We start from the raw sequence: 18,665 nt of genomic DNA, 5'->3' as shown, positions 1-18,665 counted from the left end.
CAGCGCATTGACACCTTCCGCGGCCAACATTTACTTCCTTACCTTTGAGTCCTTATGCAAACAGGCAAGGTCATACTGTTCAATCCGCGAAGCGCCGGTGCCAAACACAGGATCCCCAATTCCATCCTGCAGGTGGCTGCTTCCATTCACGGGCAGGTTCCGTATGTGTTTGTTGACGGCAACCTCGAACCGGATCCGGAGGAAGTCATAGATGCCTACCTGGCAACAGGTGAATACGCTGTGCTGGCGCTGACCTGTATGCCTGGTCCGCAACTCCGTCAGGCCATTCCCATTACCAAACATATGAAGGCCAGGTACCCGGAGCTTGTGGTTATCTGGGGCGGGTATTTCGCTACAAACCAATATAAGACGGTGATGGATTCGGGTTGGGTGGATTACATCATACATGGTCCGGGAGACCATGCATTCCCGACATTGTTGGAAGCGGTGAAGGCGGGCAGTGATGTGTCGTCCATTCAAAACCTGATCTACAAAAAAGAGGGTCAGGTCATCCGGAATCCGGCCGCACAGTTGCCGGACATGGATGCGTTGCCTGCGCTGCCGTACGATTACCTGTCGGGTTTTTACGACATGCATCGTTACCTCGGGCGGACTTTTCTTGGCAAGCGTACCATTGCGTATCATTCCAGCTTCGGGTGTCCGTTCACCTGCTCGTTTTGCGCGGTGGTGCCTATATACAAGGCAAGGTGGAAGGGTATGTCTGCAGAAAGGATCCACCGTGATGTGATGCACCTGAAAAAAACCTACGGTGCCGACGCCATTGAATTTCACGATAACAACTTTTTTGTCAGCGAAGCGCGTACGGTGCGGTTTGCGGAACTGATCGCATCCGAAGGCATGCAATGGTGGGGCGAGGGAAGGATTGATACGTTGCACAAGTACAGTGATGAGTCGTTGCAAAAAATAAGAGATGCCGGTTGCAAAATGATTTTTTTCGGTGCCGAGACCGGCAATGATGAGGTGTTGAAAAGGATGGATAAGGGCGGTACGCAAACCGGGCAGCAGATCAAAGACTTTGCGGCGCGGTTGAAACGCATCGGGATTGTTCCGGAATATTCTTTTGTGTTGGGACTTCCGGCCGAAACGGAAGTAGAGGTACTGAAGCAGATTGATGAGGACATTGCGTTTATCAGGGAGATCAAAGAGATCAACCCAGAGGCGGAAATCATCATCTATACCTACAGTCCGGTGCCGACCGAAGGTTCTGATTTGTTCAAAGAGGTATCAGAGGCAGGGTTTCAATTTCCGCAGCACCTGGAAGATTGGTTATCTCCCTCCTGGGAGAACTTCGACCTTCGAAGGAATCCGCTGACGCCCTGGCTCACACGAGCGGCGGTAGATCGCATCCGCAACTTCGAGACCGTGCTCAACGGTTACCATCCCACCGCATCTGATTTCCGTATTCGCGGATGGAAGAAAACGGTGATGCGCATGGCCTCGGGGTGGCGCTATCACAGTGGCATATATGAACAACCGCTGGAAGTAAAACTCCTGCAAAAAATATGGAAGTACCGCCGCCCTGAAAAGGAAGGTTTTTACGCCGAATAGCCATGGTGACCGATTTGCTGAAACGTATGGTTCATCCGGTGCTGAAAAAAGGTGCTGCCTGGTACTTTTCAGTGCCTCGTAAATACAGCTATGGTGAAATCCGGGTGGTGATCAAACCGGGTGTGTTTCATCCCTCTTTAACCCATTCAACCCGGATTTTGCTGGACATGCTGCAGGGTATTGATCTGTCAGGGCTTCGTGTGCTTGAGCTGGGTTGTGGTTCGGGCATTCTGACCGTACAGGCCGCATTGAAAGGAGGTGCATGTTATGCCTGTGACATTCACCCGGATGCGGTGCGGAATGCGATGGAGAATGTTTGTGCAAATGGTGTGTCTGCCTGCGTATGTGAATCGGACCTGTTTTCGGCATATACCGGAATGGCATTTGATCGTGTACTTATCAATCCACCCTATTACGCCAAAGATCCGGGTAACCTCAGTGAGCACGCTTGGTATTGCGGCCGCGAGCACGACTACTTCAGGAATCTGTTTATGCAATTACCCTCGCATCTTTCAAAGGATGGATTTGCATGGATGATCTTGTCGGAAAACTGTGATGTGCCATTGATAGGTAACCTGGCTGAACAAAACGGGTGTACGCTGCAGTTGACGGAAAAAAATAAAAAGTGGCGGGAGCAATTCCTGCTTTTCCGCGTTACGGCGTGTCGTTGACGGATGGGGTGTTGTCAAAACCGTTGTACGGACTTCCATCCGCCTTTTTGGTCATGTCGCAAATGATCACTTCCTGCTCATCCGGTGCCATGACTTTCTTCCATGAGAAGTAAGTGATGAACTGCTCGAACTCGCCACCCGGCAGATCGGGTCTGTGAAGTATGATGTACCGGCAACCTTCCTGGTAGAGTTTCAATGCGATTTTTGCTGAAAGGTCCTGGGCCGGCACCGACCAACCGGTGCGGTCGGCTGCATAGAGGATGATCGGGCAATGAACGGTGAGTCCGCCTGATGAAACGAGTACCAGTGAATTCGGCGGTGTTTCCTGGTTGATGACATGTCCGACTGAATAAAGGCCATCGGGTTTGCCGTAATAGTTCTGTTCGGCGAACAACAGGTTTTCGCCGGTAATGGCCATCAGGATGATGGCAATGGTAAGTCGTTTGTCACTGCGGGATGCGAATGCAAGGCCGCGTTGGATACCTACGGATGCAAAGATGGCGATGAGCGGCACGAACGGGATCTGGTAATAATTGTGAATCACATTCAGGTTGAAGAAAATGACAAGGTAAACCACAACCCCTAGCAGCCAGAGCAACAGGGTCGCATTTTTTTTGATCCGGAGGCTGAAGAACACACCCAGAATCGCCAGCCCGCTGGTGATCCAACCGGCTGCTTCATTTTGTAGTCGCCGGATGAGCAACAGCCAGTTTTCCGGGTCGGTTCGTTGTTGCCATGTTCCGTAGTACCAATGACTGTTGTCGTTGAACAGCCGGTAGTTTGGAATGAAATGCCAGTCGGGTGCCTCCCCGTTTACCTGGTATACATGGCGGGTCCAGGCCCAGAATGCAGCAATAGGAATGAGCAGCAACGGAGACCTGAACAACAGCCATTTTTTGTTGGGTTGCCGGAAGTATTCCCATGCCAGTGGGAACACCATATAAAAGACATAGGGTGCTTTCACAAGCCAGGCGAACAGGGCGAGTGCGGTACCGATGAGCAGATGCTTCATGTTGTTGTTCCGGATGGCAAGCAAGTAATGGTAGGTCATGCCGAGGGAGAAGCACATGGCGGTGAAGTCGACGTGTACGGCACGTGAATAAAACAGCGACAGGGGTGTGATGAGGTAGATCAGCAGTGCAACACGGCCTGAGGGAATGTCGAGCAGTTCAACGGCGATGAGGTACAGGTAGCGTGCGCTGAAGACAAAGAACATGAGGGCCACCAGTCGTGCGGTGATGAGTGAGGGTCCCATCAGGCCGGATAACAAGGCAGTAATGGCCTGGTAAATGGGGAAATCGAAGATGAGGGTTTTATGGTTACCCATCCAGCATACCGCCGGGTGCAACAGATCCACGCCATGGCGGTAAAAATCGCGGATTACAAAGGCCACATCCGACTGTCGCCATACATGCGGGTTGTCAAGTTCCGGTCCGAAATGAAAAAAGCGCAGCGCAATCAACACCATCGCAGCGGAGGTATTGACGATCAGGGGAGGCCCGTATTTCCGAAATACGTTCAATGTGTCAGGCCATGTTCTGATATGAAATCGGCCACCACCTGCTGACCATAGGGCGTCAGGTGAGGATCATTGGCGAAATAAACAGCCTGTTGTTTTTCTCCTGTCCTCAGCGCCAGGGTGGCATCCAGCACATGCACGTTTTTGTTTCGGGAGAAATGTTCGGCCAGCTGATGGGTGAACGAAGAGGGCAGGGTATCGATCGCTACATCACCGGTAGCGCCCAATTGCCGCCATCTTTGCCAGTAAGAGCTATCAACCTGCATGGCATGAGGAATAATCAAAAATAAGGTTTGGGTTCGGGGAGACACCACATCAACAATTTCATCAAAGCTATGGCAAAGTTTGTTAAAATCCTCATTTCTTTCATTCAGCAGGGAGAGGGTAGAGGCAACCAGGTCCGGTTCGCTGGACAGGATGATCTTTTCACGGGGTGAGTAGTCATCCGGAGAAAAGGATTCTTTCTGTTTGGCCTGTATCAGCAGGCTGTCATTTTCTCCCGTGGCCCACAGTGCAAGCTTGTAATTGATCCAGCCCAGTACCCGCATATGGTCACTCATTTGCCAGTACAGGTTGCGCAGGCGGCTCGGCGATGTATAGCTGTGACGGATATCCCAAAGGTCGTTGCCGCAGTATATCTGGCAGATCAAAATGTCCGGGTTGAATGTTGCGATTCGGCCGGGCGCCATGTAGCCGGCTTGTATGACACACGTTCCCGGTACGGCACTGTTCACGAAGCGGTATTGAGGGTGACGTTTCCGGAGTACATCCACATAGGAGGGTGCCGATGCGGAAAAGGAGTCGCCCATTACCAGAACGGTTTTGCGTGTATTGTCAGGCGTCAGGTCTTTGGGTGGGTTGAGGTGAACAAGTTCTGTTTGGTAGAAGTCGAACCATTGATAACGGTATGCCGCTTCTGTGAGTGCCATCAATACCAGGCACCAGACGGTCCACAGCAGGTAGCGCCCTATACCTTGCCGACCTTCAGGCTTCATGGGTTCGTGCGTTCTTCAGGTCCATGGCTGTAAGGCCGCCCAGGGCACCAAATACAAGTACGGCCATTTTATCCTGGTCAATGAAGGCATTGAAGAGTCCGTGGATCATGAATGTGGTGAGGGCGCCGGTCAGTGCCAATGCCAGCCAGCGTTGTTCGGGTGTGGCAGCCCGATAGATGTTTCTCAGTCCCATGGCCATCGCATAACCGCAGATAACCAGGAACAACAGGAATCCGGGCCAGCCGGTTTCAGACAGGTAGGTCAGGTATTCGGAATGGGCATTGCCGCGGTTGCCATACCGCGTGCTGATATAGGTCATGTCTGACAGGGTCTGGAATTGTCCGTACTGAAACTGGTAGGTGCCGGGCCCCCATCCGGTGAGGGGTTTTTCCTTGAACATGCGCCATGCACATGTCCATCGGTTGATGCGTTCCAGGTTGGAAGCATCTGACCGGATGTTGGTCACGGAAGAGAAGTGTTCGGACACGTTGTGGCTGTTGCTGACCGATTCATTCTGTCGTACCTCGTTGTAAATATCCACCCATTTCACATAAGTGATGCCTCCCAGGGTGATCAGGATAACAAGGATCTGCCAGAAACGAATCCTTAAACGGATCAGGCCGAACAGCAACAGCGTCAGCAAGAGGCTCAGGATGGCGGCCCGGGAATATGACAGGATCAATGCGATGATGAGAACGGCCATGGCCAACGTAGCCATCCATCGGACCAGCATATAGGGTGAGTGAAGTCGTGCCATTTTACGGAAGTACCATGCAATGGGAATGACAAAGGCCAGTGCCGCTCCGTACACCGTGTGGTCCGGATAGAACGGTTGCGGGATAATAAAGGAGACCTGGGGTACGAAGTCGTACGTAGCATGTTTCTGCAATACCATCACAATAACGGCCAGCATTCCGATGATGTACAATCCGAAATATTTTCCGACAAGACGGGAGGACCCTGCCATCCGGATCATACCCATGTAGAACAGGGTCATAAACAGGATACGCATGATCAAGCGTTTCACCGAAGCTTCCGGAAGTGTGCTGGTAATGGAAGCGATGGTGATCCATGCAATGTCACAGAGGAGCAGAATGGTCATCGGGTGAAACCAAACATGCCCGAGCTTTTTGTCCCTGATCACTGAAAGCAGCAGAAGGGGGCCCAGCAGGAAGAGGATGAACTCGGATGGAAAGTCGAGGATGTTTCCGCTGTTGAGCGGATCGAGGGGTTGCGCCAGGGGGATGGAGACCAGGCAAATGGTGTATAACAGTTCTTTGCGAAACAGGAGCAGGTACCCGGTTAGTACTGCACCGAAAAGCATGGCGATTTTGATAAGCCCGGACGGGTTTTCCTGGTACATATAGTAGAACCAGCCGATCCAGGCTGCCAGGAATACAACACCGAACAGCAGGTCAAGCCACCCTATGAGCGCCAGCTTCCTCACGTACTTCGGTTTGCAGAGATTGCCATTTACGTCTGAACAGCAGTACGAGGATCACCAGCAGGAGGCTGCCCAGTGTTCCGATGAGGCAATTCAGGGTGTATGAGGGGTATGATTTCTTATAATAAGGTTTGGCCCGGTCGATCACGTAGTTTTTTGGGATGGGTCTTTCAAGGGCGATCCGCGCACTCTCATTGGCATCGGTCAGCGCCTGCAGTCGTGCCCTTTGGTAACGGTATGTGTTGATCAGGTTTTCCAGCTCGGTGCTGTTCACATAATCATACGCTTCCTTGGGTACATTTTGCTGGCTGGCCATGATGAAATAATTGGAAAGCAGGTCTTCGGGACCGGTTGGTTTCTTGATGGCATAGATCCGTTCGAGCAAGGAATCGACCGTTGCTTTCTTCTGTACATACAGTGTGTGCTGGAACTCGTATTCTCCGGTCATGTTCTCGCGCAGTACTTTTTCCTGGAACTTGTCCACCAGGTCGATGATGTCGTTTACAATGGCGGCAGCCTTTTGCGGACTGTGCATGTTGGCTGAGATCACGATGGACATATACTTGGACCGGAAAAAGGTGATGTCTTTTACAAACTGCTTGTCGAGCCTGAGCTTCCAGTCGAGCGCCAGGGTATCAATGTCGTAATATTCGATCAGTTGGTGTTTGTCGATGATGGTGTTGCGGATGTATTCCGATTCCAGCAGCTGCATCATGCGGTCTGCGTCGATCTCATACCCGAATTGAGGATTGCTCAGCAATTCGTTTCGGGTGTTGCTGTTGGTGGGGAAAATGATGCCAAATGCCAGGTACTTGGGCTGGATCATCATGGTGACACAAAACGATGCTACCAGGGAAACCAGGCCAACGATGGTTAGCAGCTTCCTGTGGCGGAACAGCAGCGCCAGCATTGAGAGTGCATCTCGCGATTCTTGGGGGAACAGGGTCATTGCAGCATATTAGGACCGCAATATTAGGAATTTATTTGGGGTAGGCGTAAAGGGGTAAGGAGGTAAAAGGGTAAAGAGGTAAAGAGGTAAAGAGGTAAAGGGGTAAGGAGGTAAAAGGGTAAAGAGGTAAAGTGGTAAAGAGGTAAAGTGGTAAGGGGGTAAGGGGGTAAGGGGGTAAGGGTGAAGAATAGTAACCGCCTCCCACTTACGTGACCGGAGGGAGCACCTGACCATTTACGACGCAGCCCTCTTACGCGACTGAAAGGAGCCATTGACAGCGTAGCGCTCATACCAAACTTTTTACTTTCTTTGGATCGGTTATGGGAAAACTGCAAGGAAAAGTCATTGTGATCACCGGTGCCACCTCAGGTATCGGAAAGGCATTGGCCATCGAGTGCGGACGGCGTGGAGCCCGGGTTGTGGTAACAGGTAGAAATGCAGACCGGTTGAAGGAAATCGAAAGTCGGCTGACCGCTGATGGTGTTGATACCCTCGCGCTCCTGTCGGATGTGACGTCAGAGGAAGATGCAAAAGCACTTGCGCAAGCGACGGTGGATCGGTTCGGCGGCATAGACGTACTGATTAACAATGCCGGTATTTCCATGCGGGCATTGTTCGCCGAAGTGAACCTGGATGTGATTCGTCAGGTGATGGATATCAATTTCTGGGGAACCGTTCACTGCACCAAGTATGCCCTTCCTTATATACTTGGGGCCAAAGGCAGCGTGGTAGGTATGTCATCCATTGCCGGATACAAAGGCCTGCCCGGTCGTACCGGCTATTCCGCATCCAAATTCGCCATGCACGGCTTCCTTGAATCTTTGCGATGTGAGAACCTGAACAACGGATTGCACGTATTGATAGCCTGTCCGGGATTTACGGCCTCGAACATCCGCATGTCTGCATTGACAGCCGACGGTTCCCAGCAGGGTGCTTCACCCAGGAACGAGCAGAAGATGATGACTGCGGAGGAAGTTGCGGTGTGCGTTGCGGATGCAATTGAAAAGCGCAGGCGAAAGCTCGTGTTGACGACCGACGGTAAACTGACCGTGTTGTTAGGAAAGTTCTTTCCTGCCTGGTTGGATAAAATGGTGCTGAAGCATTTCGCCAAGGAAGAATCCTGACTTTTCTTTTTTGGAATCAGATGAACATTTTCCTCATAGGATACATGGGCTGTGGCAAAACCACCATCGGCAAGAAGCTGGCCAGGAAACTGGGATGGCAGTTTGTGGATATGGACGCGTGGATTGAGGCCAGAACAGGCATGTCTATTCCCGATATCTTTGAGAAAAAAGGCGAGGAGGTATTCCGAAGCCTTGAGCACGAAGCCGTGGTGGAATTAAGTGTACGCAACCGCCTGGTGGTGGCAACAGGGGGAGGAGCACCATGTTTTAATAACAACATGGATCTGATGAATGACGATGCCATTACCATCTACATCAAAATGACGCCTGAAGCCCTGGTGTATCGCCTGCAACATGCAAAGGAGGTGCGCCCACTGGTGAAAGGAAAATCCCCGGACGAACTGCTGGCATATATCAAGGAACATCTCGCTTCACGTAAACCCTTTTACGAACAGGCCGCATTGGTGGTAACGGGTGAAAACCTGGAACCGGAACAATTGCTGCACGCCATCCGAAGGGTGGTCGCATTGTAAGTCTCAAGTTTCAAGTCTCAAGTCTCAAGTTGATCCCGGGCATAGCGGGGAATCAGTTATTGGTTGTTAGTTATTAGTGGGTGGATGTTATTTACGCGACTGCAGGGAGCAACTGACCATTTACGCGACAGGAAGGAGCTATTGACGGCGTAGCGCCCTTACGCGACCGGAGGGAGCATCTAACCATTTACACGCCCGCAGGGCGTAATTCACCATTCGTCACTACATTTGTTCCATGCGCAGGATCGTCATCATCGGCAATGGCATTGCAGGCATTACTGCGGCAAGGCACCTCAGGAAATGGGGAGATGATGCCATCACCGTCATTTCAGGAGAAACATCCTCATTCTTTTCCAGGACCGCCCTGATGTATGTTTACATGGGGCAACTCCGGTTCCGGGATATCCAACCTTATCCTGATTCCTTTTGGACACAAAACCGCATCGATCGGGTGCAAGCCTGGGTCAACCGGGTGAATGTTCATGAGCATGAACTCTGGCTCGACAACGGTCAGGTTGTGGCGTATGACTTACTTATTCTGGCCACCGGATCCCGGTCTGTGAAACTGAATGTGCCGGGCGCAGAACTGGAAGGTGTGCAAGGACTTTATTTCAAGCAAGACCTGGAACGCATGGAGGCCCGAACGCAAGATACATCGCATGCGGTGGTGATCGGAGGGGGATTGATCGGCGTGGAGCTGGCCGAAATGCTTCACAGCAGAGATATCCAGGTGACCTACCTGATTCGCGAATCCCGGTTTTGGAAGCAGGTACTGTCGGCCGGAGAAGCGGGCATGGTGGAGAAGCACATGAGGGGCAAAGGAATTGCCGTGCATTTTGATACGGAGGTCAAAGCGTTCCACGGCCGGGAAGGAGTTTTGCGTGAAGTGGAAACCAGTCGGGGTGAAAAGATCGCCTGCGGATTTGCTGGCGTGGCCATAGGTGTTGAACCCAACGTGAACTGGCTGCATGGAAGTGGCATTGAAGTGGACAAAGGGATCCTGATCAACGAACGTTTTGAAACCAACCTGCCCGGCATATATGCCATCGGTGATTGTGTGCAGCACCGCTATCCTCCGGCTGGTCGCAGTTCGGTGGAGCAGGTCTGGTACACGGGAAGGGAGATGGGGAAAACGCTGGCGCGTATACTCAATGAAAAGGAAGAAAAGTACGCACCCGGCCCCTGGTTCAACAGTGCAAAGTTTTTTGGGCTGGAGTTTCAAACGTATGGAGCAATCCCGGAAACATCGACAAATGATGTGCATCTTTTCGAGTGGGTGAATGCGTCGTCGGAATGTTCGTTGCGAATCGCCTATGCTTCGTCCGGACAAAAGGTGATGGGTATTCAATCCATCGGGATGCGGTTGCGCATGGATGTTTGTCTGCGCTGGATTGAAACGGGCGCTTCCCTGGGGCAGGCCGTGAGCGAGTGGAAAGACGCGTCGTTTGATCCCGAATTTTCGAAAGATCATACAATGGCATGGATGGCGCAACTCCAAAGCCAAACGGGTCTGCAGGTAACGCCACAACAAAAGAATTGGAAAAGAATCATGAACGCCATCAGACGATGAGTGAACCCTCCAATATGGCACTGACCACGGGTGACCGGAAATCCACCCCCTGGCAATGTACCTCGGGTACGGGCCTTGTGGTAATCGCTCTGGCCCTGATGGCACTTGCTACAACCCGTGCGGAAATAACAGGTGCCATATGGATGTGGGCCACCCTGGGTATGTTGATTACCGGTTCCGTTCTCTATGCCTACGGAACCTTTGTTGTAAAACAGGTCGGGGAACCGAACAATGGTACCTGGTTTGCCCCGCTGACCAGTCGCGGAACATGGGCATGGGTGTTCGGAGCCATGCTTACCTTGTTTTATGTATTGCTGTACTGGTATCCTGAAATGCTCGGATTGGGTGAACAAACCAACACCGGCCTTGTTGCTTTGTTCGATCCGTTGGCCATGTTGTTTCACGGTTCGGGAGCGAAAGCATCGCAATGGTTCATGTACGGAACCTTATATACCGTTCTCATCCTGACACTCGGAATTCGGTTCATTTTCAAGTACCGCAGGAATCGTTACCAGGTGATACGAACCATTGTGTTAATGGCTGCACAAACATGCCTGGCTTATCTTGTTCCGGAAATCCTGGAAGGATTGCAAGATGGCAAGGCATACTTCGCCAAGGATATCAAATATTTCTGGCCATTGAATTACTACTTTTTTGAGGACTGGCACCTGGATGCCATGCGTCAGGGAGGAACATTGGGTATGGTATGCCTGGTGTGGGGCATTATCGGGTTTGCGTTGCTCACGCCTGTGCTAACTTACTTTCTCGGCAAGCGATGGTATTGCTCCTGGATTTGCGGCTGCGGCGGATTGGCGGAAACCGCCGGAGATTCGTTCAGGCATTTGTCATCCAAATCCATCCGCGCCTGGAAACTGGAGCGTTGGCTGATTCATGGTGTACTGGTATACATTGTTGTTGTGACCGCAGTGGTACTGTATGGTTACTTTTCAGGATCGGGCTCCATTGCCGGTGTGGATATTTATACCTGGTTCCGCCGACCCTATGGATTTTTAATAGGTTCCATGTTCTCCGGTGTGATCGGTGTTGGTTTCTATCCTCTGCTCGGAAGCAGGGTGTGGTGCAGGTTCGGTTGCCCGATGGCAGCTTACATGGGGTTGTTCCAACGACGCTTGTCGAAATACCGCATCACCGTTAACAGCGGTCAGTGCATTTCATGTGGTCAATGTTCTACGTATTGTGAACAAGGAATCGACGTGCGCTGGTACGCCATGCGGGGCCAGGATGTTGTGCGCGCATCCTGCGTGGGATGCGGCATTTGTTCCACCGTATGTCCACGGGGCGTGTTGAAGTTGGAGAACGGCCCTATGGAAACCCTGCAAAGGGAGGCCAGAACATGATGTATGCCGTTTACCTCTCAATGGTTGTCTACGGTGGTATGCTTTTGTTTATCCTGCTGTACAGCATCGTTCAATTCACCCTGTTGCGTGCCTATATAAAAAGGAAACAGCCGGTAGAACGCGAATATCATGATGTGATGTATCCCATGGTAACCATTCAGCTTCCGGTATACAACGAGCGATATGTGGTGGAGCGATTGCTGGATGCAGCTGCATCGTTTGATTATCCGGTTGACAGATTTGAGGTGCAGGTGTTGGATGATTCCACCGATGATACGGTTCAGCTGGTGAAAGCCAGGATAGACGCATTGAAACATACCGGTGTGCACATATCTCATGTGCGTCGCGGGAACAGGGATGGCTTCAAGGCGGGTGCGCTTGCATATGGACTTGCATCCGCCAAGGGAGAATTCATTGCCATCTTCGATGCGGACTTCATCCCGGATCCCGACTTTCTGAAAAGAACACTTCCGCATTTTTCAGATCCCCGAACCGGTGTGGTGCAATGCAGGTGGGGGCATGTGAACAGGGAGTACTCAATGCTAACAAGGTTGCAGGCTTTCGGATTGGATGCACACTTTACGGTTGAGCAAGGAGGTAGGAATGCAAAGGGGTATTTCATTAACTTCAACGGTACGGCAGGTGTGTGGAGGAAGAGTTGCATCGAGGATGCAGGAGGATGGCGGGCAGATACCCTCACCGAAGACCTCGACTTGAGTTACCGGGCACAACTGAAAGGTTGGAAATTCAACTACCTGGAAGATGTGGTTTGTCCGGCCGAATTACCAGGCACCATGGATGCGCTGCGCTCGCAACAGTTCAGGTGGACAAAAGGCGCAGCGGAAACAGCCAGACTTTTGCTTCCTCAAGTGATCAGAAAAAAAGGGTTGTCACGCGCTCACCGGTTGCACGCTTTCTTTCACCTGATGAACAGTTTTGTGTTCGTTTGCATTTTGGGTACGGCGTTGATGAGCATACCCATGCTTACATTCAAACACACCTTGATAGGTGATCACTGGGTGTTCAGATTCGCAGGTGTATTCCTGCTGAGTTTTGTTGTGCTGCTGGCTTTTTATTATGCTGCCTGGCATAGATCCGGAAAGGCTAAGAACAGATCCTTCCTGCCGCAGTTCATTATGTTTCTTTCTTTGTCGATGGGGATGTCTTTGCACAATGCACTTGCAGTGATCGAAGCTTGGTTGGGAAGAAAAACACCTTTTGTTCGTACACCGAAACTCAACATCGGGAAGGGTGATTCCGGTGGCAACATATTGTACCGGTCCGCACGGGTGTCCTGGCTTACATGGGTGGAATTGCTCTTTGCGGTATACTTCGCATGGGGCTGTCACCTGGCGTGGGTGTATGGCGACTTCGGATTGTTTCCATACCATGTGCTGTTGTGCGCCGGTTTCGGCAGTGTGTCGATGTATGGCATTTCACATGCGTTGATCGCCCGACGGAAATGGATGCATGCGGATGAACAGGTGCAGATAACCGCACGTTCATGAATGAAATGAAGAGGTTTTAGTTCATGGATGGGTTGTCGGGGAAATTGGATAGGATCGCATATTCATTCCCCATTCCGCTCAGTAAGTCTTTCCATAGTGTAGTGGTGGGTTCCTGCATGATTTGTTTTACACGTCCGTTGGCAACCACCCACGATTGATGACCGAGTTCGTTTTCCAGTTGCTGGGGCCCCCATCCTGAATAACCTATAAAGAAGCGTACCTGGTGAGGCTGGATTTGTCCCGTTAATGCATAGTCTTTAAGCTGCTCAAAATTTCCTCCCCAATACAATCCTTTTTTAATGTGGATGGATCCCTCAATCTTGTCACCGAACGTGTGAATGAAGTACAGGGAATCGTTACGCACCGGTCCGCCGAGATACAGGTTGGAGTCAAAAGTTGGAAAGTCGTCGACTGCTTCATTGATGGTAAGTGAAATGGGCTTGTTCAATACGAAGCCGAGCGATCCTCCTTCATTGTGTTCTGTCAGGAGGATGACTGATCGCTTGAAATGAAGATCCGTCAGGAATGGTTCCGACAACAACAGCCTTCCGATTTTCGGTTCGAGTTTATCCATGACGGTTGAAATAGAATAAGCACATCAGGGCAATCACTTGTTATAATATGAAACGCATCGTTGATTCTTTTTGTTTCAGCATTCATGTGATGAAAAACACGGTGGATGAGTGGTTGAAGAAGGTAAAGAGTTTTTACTTTCGCAAAAAAAACGCATGACTTCTTTTGCCCGACCACAAGATCAACGTCCGGTTTTTGATCCCGGAAACATAAATGCCGAAGTGGATCCGATGAACCGGTTGATGCGTTTGTTGTCAGATGCCATGCAGCGAGAACCCGGATTTCATCCGGAAGTGATGATGGAAAAGGAAATGCATTTGCAAATGCTGGACCTCACCGATTGTCAGCAAAAGGGAATCTCCATGTATGGAATTCGATTGCAGGAAACAATGATGGGAGCAGGTAACGCATCGTTGCGTTTTAACTTCGGATCCGGCAGCGGGCATGTGCATGTGGAGGGAAGGATGTATCCGATTTCGGAACCTCAATGCGATTTGTATTTTCATCAGCTTTCCAGGGAACAACAAATTGAGACGTGGGTGCGCATTGAAGAAAAGAACCTGATGTCAAGTGAAGCGATGGATCGGAAGAAAAGTGAACTGGAACAGATGTTCGGTAACAGAAAAGTTCCCCGGCCTGACGGATACATGGGATACATATGTGTGCCGGAAGTAATGACCTTTATATATACGTTCCGTTACGGGTGGCAGGTAACAGATCGCTATGATCGGTTAGATGCGGGATGGGCATGTGACCGTCGCGTAAAGTAATTCAATCCGGAAATTTTCAGACTAAACCACGTATGCACTAAAAGTGCATAGGTTGAAACATGGGACGAATGAAATTCTTATTCAAGGATAATGGTATTGTTGTCACTGTTTGATGGGCCCCTGTGATGTTCAAGATATTCCTGAACCAGGTCATCTGTGATGTTTCCGGTACTCCACACTCCATACCCTATCGCCCAGAAATGTTGGCCCCAATACCGTTTCCCAACCTCCGGAAATTCTTCCTGTAGACGGCGAGATGTTCTTCCTTTCAACCGTTTTACAATATTGCTGATGCTCTTAGATGGAGGGTATTCTATGTGCATATGAACATGATCTTTGCTGACAACACCTTTCAGGATTTTCACATCCTCCGCATCACAGATTTGCTTTATCAGGTCACGGCAACGCTTTTGAACATCGCCTTTCAAAACCTCATATCTATATTTGGTAACCCAAACCACATGCGCCGTCAGCCAAGACACCGTATGGCTACCTCGTCTTTGTTCATTACCCATTCACCAAATGTACGAAGCTGGGTAGCAACTGAAAGTCTTGCACTAAAAGTGCATAGTTTTAACTAGCGATTGGGACAATAAAAAAAAGCCCCACGGGACCGCAGGGCTTTTAAATACAATTTGCTCTTGCTTACTTCTTCTTAGCAGGAGCTTTCTTTGCTGCGGGTTTCTTTGCTGCTGGTTTCTTAGCAGCGGGCTTCTTAGCAGCAGGTTTTTTGGCAGCCGGTTTCTTAGCAGCGGGCTTCTTTGCTGCTGGTTTCTTGGCGGCCGGTTTTTTAGCAGCTGGTTTCTTTGCAGCTGGTTTTTTAGCAGCTGGTTTCTTTGCTGCTGGTTTTTTGGCGGCCGGTTTTTTGGCAGCCGGTTTTTTAGCAGCAGGTTTTTTCTTTGCTGCTGTAGCCGTTTTTTTAGCAGCGGCTACGGTAGTGGCTTTCTTCTTCCGGGGCCTGGTTACTCCAGTTGACCCGGCAGCTCTCTTGCCTTTCTTGGTACGTTTATCACCTTTTCCCATGATAAAAAGTTTTGGTTTGACGTAAAGGTAGTGCGAATTAGTACGAAAAAAAATCAAGAAGGTTGACAGTTTATCAAAAACCAATTGTTAATAATGCAGGTGGTTTTTGAGCCATTCCAACTTGATTTCAAGACGTTCTTTTTCGGAAAGTTGCCACCTCGAATTTGATAATCTCAAACGTTGTGTAACCTGAAACATGCACAGGGCTGCGGATACAGAGATATTGAAACTTTCGGTGAACCCATACATCGGAATGCGGATCATGTCATCCGCATGCGACAAAACCTCTTCGCTCAGGCCTCTTTTTTCTGTTCCGAAAAAGAGTGCAAAAGGACCTGCATTCACATCAAAATCCACCAATGAATTTTCTTTTGCGTGTGGTGTGGTGGCGATAATGCGATAGTTGTTCTTCTTCAAATGTTCGATGCAAGCACGCGTGTTGTTTTCTTCCGAGTTGTATCGATGCATGTCTACCCATTGATACGAACCCAGCGCCACATCAGGGTTGATGCGATACGTGTTTCTGTTCTCGATGATGTGTACATCCATGATGCCGAAGCAATCGCACGTGCGCAGAACCGCACTTGCATTTTGCGGCTGAAAGATGTCTTCGAGTGCGATGGTCACATACCTTGTTCGTTGCTGCAACACATCATCAAAACGACGGTTGCGTTCTTCCGTGATGCATGAAGAAAGTTCGTTGACTTCGTTTCGGAGTTGTTGTAGATGCAAGGTTATTGGTTATTGGTTATTGGTTGTTGGTTGTTGGTTATTGGTTGTTGGTTATTGGTTATTGGTTATTGGTTGTTGGTTGTTGGTTGTTGGTTATTGGTTGTTGGTATGCCAGTCCGTAACGCAGTGGAGGTGGGTCAACGGTGGCCGGATGTCATTGATACGGTCCGGGGGTATTTACAGCGCAACGTATTCGCGCCGCCGCCAACCCAAGAATCATTTGTCAGTGGCTTGCTTTCATGCACCTAAATGTGTCTATACGTAAACGATGGATGCAAAAGCTAATAACCAATAACTGACAACCAATAACTAGAAATGCAACATCATGTTCGCCATTCGGAATAGCAACCTTGCACCCACGATCGCATCGAACCGGTCGCCGTCTTCTTTTCCGAAATGCGGATCGGATGTTTCGTTGATGTCGAAACCGATTACTTTTCTTCCTGATTCAAAAACCATTTGAATCAGGAACAGTGCTTCTTCAAATTCAAATCCTCCCGGTACCGGTGTGCCGGTATGCTGGCAGAGTTTCGGATCCAGTCCGTCTATGTCGAAACTGATATACACTTCCTGGGGCAATGCTTCCACGATGGGTGTGAAAATTTCCTTTTTGCTTTTCCCTGTATACTCCGCTTGTTTGAGGTCAAGGTCAAAATAGGTTTTGATGCGATCGGGCATGGCGGCGATCATGTCCGTTTCTTCTTTGCAGTAATCCCGAATTCCGACCTGCACCAGTTTTCCTATTTCCGGAATACGCGTGATGGCGTTGTGCATGATGCTTGCATGTGACCAGGTGAATCCTTCGAATGCATGACGAAGATCCGCATGCGCATCTATTTGCAGAATACCCATGCCCGGGTGTTTTTCCGCGAGTGCGCGCATCAGTCCGAACGGCGTGCTGTGGTCGCCGCCGATCATGGCCACTTTCTTTCCTTGTTGCAGCCAATGTTTTGCGCGTTCATATATATAGGTGTGGAATGCTTCGCATCCTGCGTTCACCGGTTCCTTCTTCTGAATGGTTTCAGGGTGGAGTTCTTTGCCGGAAGTGAGATCATGCAAATAGGCGACAGCCTGTTTGCGAAGCGAGATTGCTTTTGATTTCCAATCCTCAGGAATTTCATCCAACGCCAATCCTTTTTTCCATGCCATGCCGCAAACCGGATCGAGGAGGTCTACCTGGTAAGAAGCCTGTAGGATCGCCTCAGGCCCGTGAATGGTTCCGTCGCGGTAAGAAACGGTCACGTCCCACGGTGCAGGAATCACCACCATGGAAGCGTCGGATGTGGAATAGGGAAGCCCGAAAATATTTCCATTTTCTTCTGCCCATTTATCCGGATCAAAGTCTGTATGCGCCATGTCTGTTTGGGGTTTGATTTGATGTGAATGAAATAGCTCAGGTCGCGAAGTAAATTCTTTTTTTTCAGGATCGGGCAGGACGGCGTGTTTTTTTGGTAAGTCTCAAGTTACGGGTGGCGAGTCTCAAGTTTAAACGATATGCATGGATATTCATGTCCGTACATTTTATTTTCTAGATATGATGCTAAAGAAGATGGCTGATCGCCCGTTTGTTGTTGCGTAAATATGCAGTGCTGTAAACAACTTCCTCCAGTCTCGTCAATAATTTCCGTTGACTATTAGCCTCTCGTGCAACACAGCTACATTCCAATGATGGCCCCATCCCTAATTCCTCATTCATTGTAGCACGCAATCGCGTATCGTTGAATGTATTCCATCCATGTGCTACTCCCGCGGAACAGGTCAAGCCTTATCGTTGGCAGCCAACTCACGACTCGCGACTTGAAACTCGCGACTACCATTCATCCCTTCCCAACAAAAAAGCCCCCCACCGTCGGTGAAGGGCCCTGATGCGATTTTGTTTCGTTTACTTACTTCACTTTGGAAGCGAGGTCAGCACCTGCTTTGAAACGAACTACTTTCTTTGCAGCAATCTTGATCTCTTTGCCAGTTTGCGGGTTGCGGCCTTTGCGGGCAGCTCTTTTGGAAACTGAGAAAGAACCGAAGCCAACGAGAGAAAGACGATCACCTTTCTTCAGCACCTTTGCGGTGTTGGTGATGAAAGCTTCCAATGCTTTCTTGGCATCAGCTTTAGAGATTTTCGCATCTTTTGCGATTGCTTCAACGAGTTCTGCTTTGTTCATGGTTAGGATTCATTAAGTTAAACAATGGATTTAGATTAATCGAAGATATGCTGTGACGAACGCGGATATTCTTAATACCATTTGCATGCAAATATAGATATCGCAATGTAGCTGTCAAGTTTTACAGTATTAAATCGCGATTTTTGTTGATAAATCAGGGGTTTTGTT

General features: G+C 49.8%; 18 protein-coding genes. 8 read left to right on the top strand and 10 right to left on the bottom strand.

Annotated elements, in window-relative coordinates; all coding sequences use genetic code 11:
- Positions 1-54: 54 nt before the first annotated feature.
- The gene (locus H6585_07460) at positions 55-1,569 is read left to right on the top strand and encodes a B12-binding domain-containing radical SAM protein (protein MCB9448163.1); all 1,515 of its coding nucleotides are present in this window, start codon (positions 55-57) and stop codon (positions 1,567-1,569) included.
- A gap of 2 nt (positions 1,570-1,571) precedes the next feature.
- Positions 1,572-2,240 carry a methyltransferase gene (locus tag H6585_07455; protein ID MCB9448162.1) on the top strand — a complete coding sequence of 223 codons (669 nt, stop codon included), beginning with the start codon at positions 1,572-1,574 and terminating at the stop codon, positions 2,238-2,240.
- On the opposite strand, the gene H6585_07450 is transcribed toward H6585_07455, so the two are convergent.
- From H6585_07450 to H6585_07435, 4 genes are read right to left on the bottom strand one after another with little or no spacing between them, the layout of a single operon-like run.
- Positions 2,224-3,762: a glycosyltransferase family 39 protein gene (locus H6585_07450; GenBank protein MCB9448161.1), complete on the bottom strand. Its 1,539-nt coding sequence runs from the start codon at positions 3,760-3,762 to the stop codon at positions 2,224-2,226. The genes H6585_07455 and H6585_07450 overlap by 17 nt on opposite strands.
- Positions 3,759-4,754 carry an SGNH/GDSL hydrolase family protein gene (locus H6585_07445; protein ID MCB9448160.1) on the bottom strand — a complete coding sequence of 332 codons (996 nt, stop codon included), beginning with the start codon at positions 4,752-4,754 and terminating at the stop codon, positions 3,759-3,761. The genes H6585_07450 and H6585_07445 overlap by 4 nt, the downstream gene beginning before the upstream one ends.
- The gene (locus H6585_07440; GenBank protein ID MCB9448159.1) at positions 4,744-6,201 is read right to left on the bottom strand and encodes an O-antigen ligase family protein; all 1,458 of its coding nucleotides are present in this window, start codon (positions 6,199-6,201) and stop codon (positions 4,744-4,746) included. The genes H6585_07445 and H6585_07440 overlap by 11 nt, the downstream gene beginning before the upstream one ends.
- Positions 6,170-7,147: a hypothetical protein gene (locus tag H6585_07435; GenBank protein MCB9448158.1), complete on the bottom strand. Its 978-nt coding sequence runs from the start codon at positions 7,145-7,147 to the stop codon at positions 6,170-6,172. The genes H6585_07440 and H6585_07435 overlap by 32 nt, the downstream gene beginning before the upstream one ends.
- A gap of 320 nt (positions 7,148-7,467) precedes the next feature.
- On the opposite strand from H6585_07435, the gene H6585_07430 reads away from it, so the two are divergent.
- The 5 genes from H6585_07430 (at position 7,468) to H6585_07410 (ending at position 13,240) form a co-directional block, all read left to right on the top strand.
- On the top strand, positions 7,468-8,271 hold the full coding sequence (locus H6585_07430) for an SDR family oxidoreductase (protein ID MCB9448157.1): 804 nt from the start codon (positions 7,468-7,470) through the stop codon (positions 8,269-8,271).
- 20 nt (positions 8,272-8,291) lie between these two features.
- Entirely contained in the window at positions 8,292-8,804 is a 513-nt protein-coding gene (locus H6585_07425) for a shikimate kinase (GenBank protein MCB9448156.1), read from the top strand.
- Between the two features lie 235 nt (positions 8,805-9,039).
- The gene (locus H6585_07420) at positions 9,040-10,374 is read left to right on the top strand and encodes an NAD(P)/FAD-dependent oxidoreductase (GenBank protein MCB9448155.1); all 1,335 of its coding nucleotides are present in this window, start codon (positions 9,040-9,042) and stop codon (positions 10,372-10,374) included.
- Entirely contained in the window at positions 10,371-11,732 is a 1,362-nt protein-coding gene (locus tag H6585_07415) for a 4Fe-4S binding protein (protein MCB9448154.1), read from the top strand. The genes H6585_07420 and H6585_07415 overlap by 4 nt, the downstream gene beginning before the upstream one ends.
- Entirely contained in the window at positions 11,729-13,240 is a 1,512-nt protein-coding gene (locus H6585_07410; GenBank protein ID MCB9448153.1) for a glycosyltransferase, read from the top strand. Before H6585_07415 ends, H6585_07410 begins: the two co-directional genes overlap by 4 nt.
- 16 nt (positions 13,241-13,256) lie before the next feature.
- Here H6585_07410 and H6585_07405 read toward each other — a convergent pair whose 3' ends face one another.
- A complete protein-coding gene (locus H6585_07405) occupies positions 13,257-13,814 on the bottom strand; it encodes a YqgE/AlgH family protein (protein ID MCB9448152.1) in 558 nt (185 codons plus the stop codon).
- 154 nt (positions 13,815-13,968) lie between these two features.
- On the opposite strand from H6585_07405, the gene H6585_07400 reads away from it, so the two are divergent.
- Positions 13,969-14,583 carry a hypothetical protein gene (locus H6585_07400; GenBank protein MCB9448151.1) on the top strand — a complete coding sequence of 205 codons (615 nt, stop codon included), beginning with the start codon at positions 13,969-13,971 and terminating at the stop codon, positions 14,581-14,583.
- Positions 14,584-14,660: 77 nt separating this feature from the next.
- On the opposite strand, the gene tnpA is transcribed toward H6585_07400, so the two are convergent.
- The 5 genes from tnpA to H6585_07375 all read right to left on the bottom strand — a co-directional run bounded on the left by tnpA (position 14,661) and on the right by H6585_07375 (position 18,497).
- Positions 14,661-15,098 (bottom strand): IS200/IS605 family transposase, encoded by a 438-nt coding sequence (tnpA, locus tag H6585_07395; GenBank protein MCB9448150.1) that lies wholly within the window; start codon positions 15,096-15,098, stop codon positions 14,661-14,663.
- 130 nt (positions 15,099-15,228) lie between these two features.
- The gene (locus tag H6585_07390; GenBank protein ID MCB9448149.1) at positions 15,229-15,606 is read right to left on the bottom strand and encodes a 30S ribosomal protein THX; all 378 of its coding nucleotides are present in this window, start codon (positions 15,604-15,606) and stop codon (positions 15,229-15,231) included.
- A gap of 87 nt (positions 15,607-15,693) precedes the next feature.
- Positions 15,694-16,338 (bottom strand): RNA methyltransferase, encoded by a 645-nt coding sequence (locus H6585_07385; protein MCB9448148.1) that lies wholly within the window; start codon positions 16,336-16,338, stop codon positions 15,694-15,696.
- A gap of 309 nt (positions 16,339-16,647) precedes the next feature.
- Positions 16,648-17,694, bottom strand: a complete 1,047-nt coding sequence (locus H6585_07380; GenBank protein MCB9448147.1) for an agmatinase family protein — start codon at positions 17,692-17,694, stop codon at positions 16,648-16,650.
- 530 nt (positions 17,695-18,224) lie between these two features.
- Entirely contained in the window at positions 18,225-18,497 is a 273-nt protein-coding gene (locus H6585_07375) for an HU family DNA-binding protein (protein MCB9448146.1), read from the bottom strand.
- Between the last annotated feature and the right edge of the window lie 168 nt (positions 18,498-18,665).

The sequence above is a fragment of the Flavobacteriales bacterium genome (assembly GCA_020635855.1).
Lineage (GTDB): Bacteria > Bacteroidota > Bacteroidia > JACJYZ01 > JACJYZ01 > JACJYZ01.
Note: the sequence above shows the minus strand (reverse complement) of the source record. Positions and strands in the feature narration are given on the sequence as shown.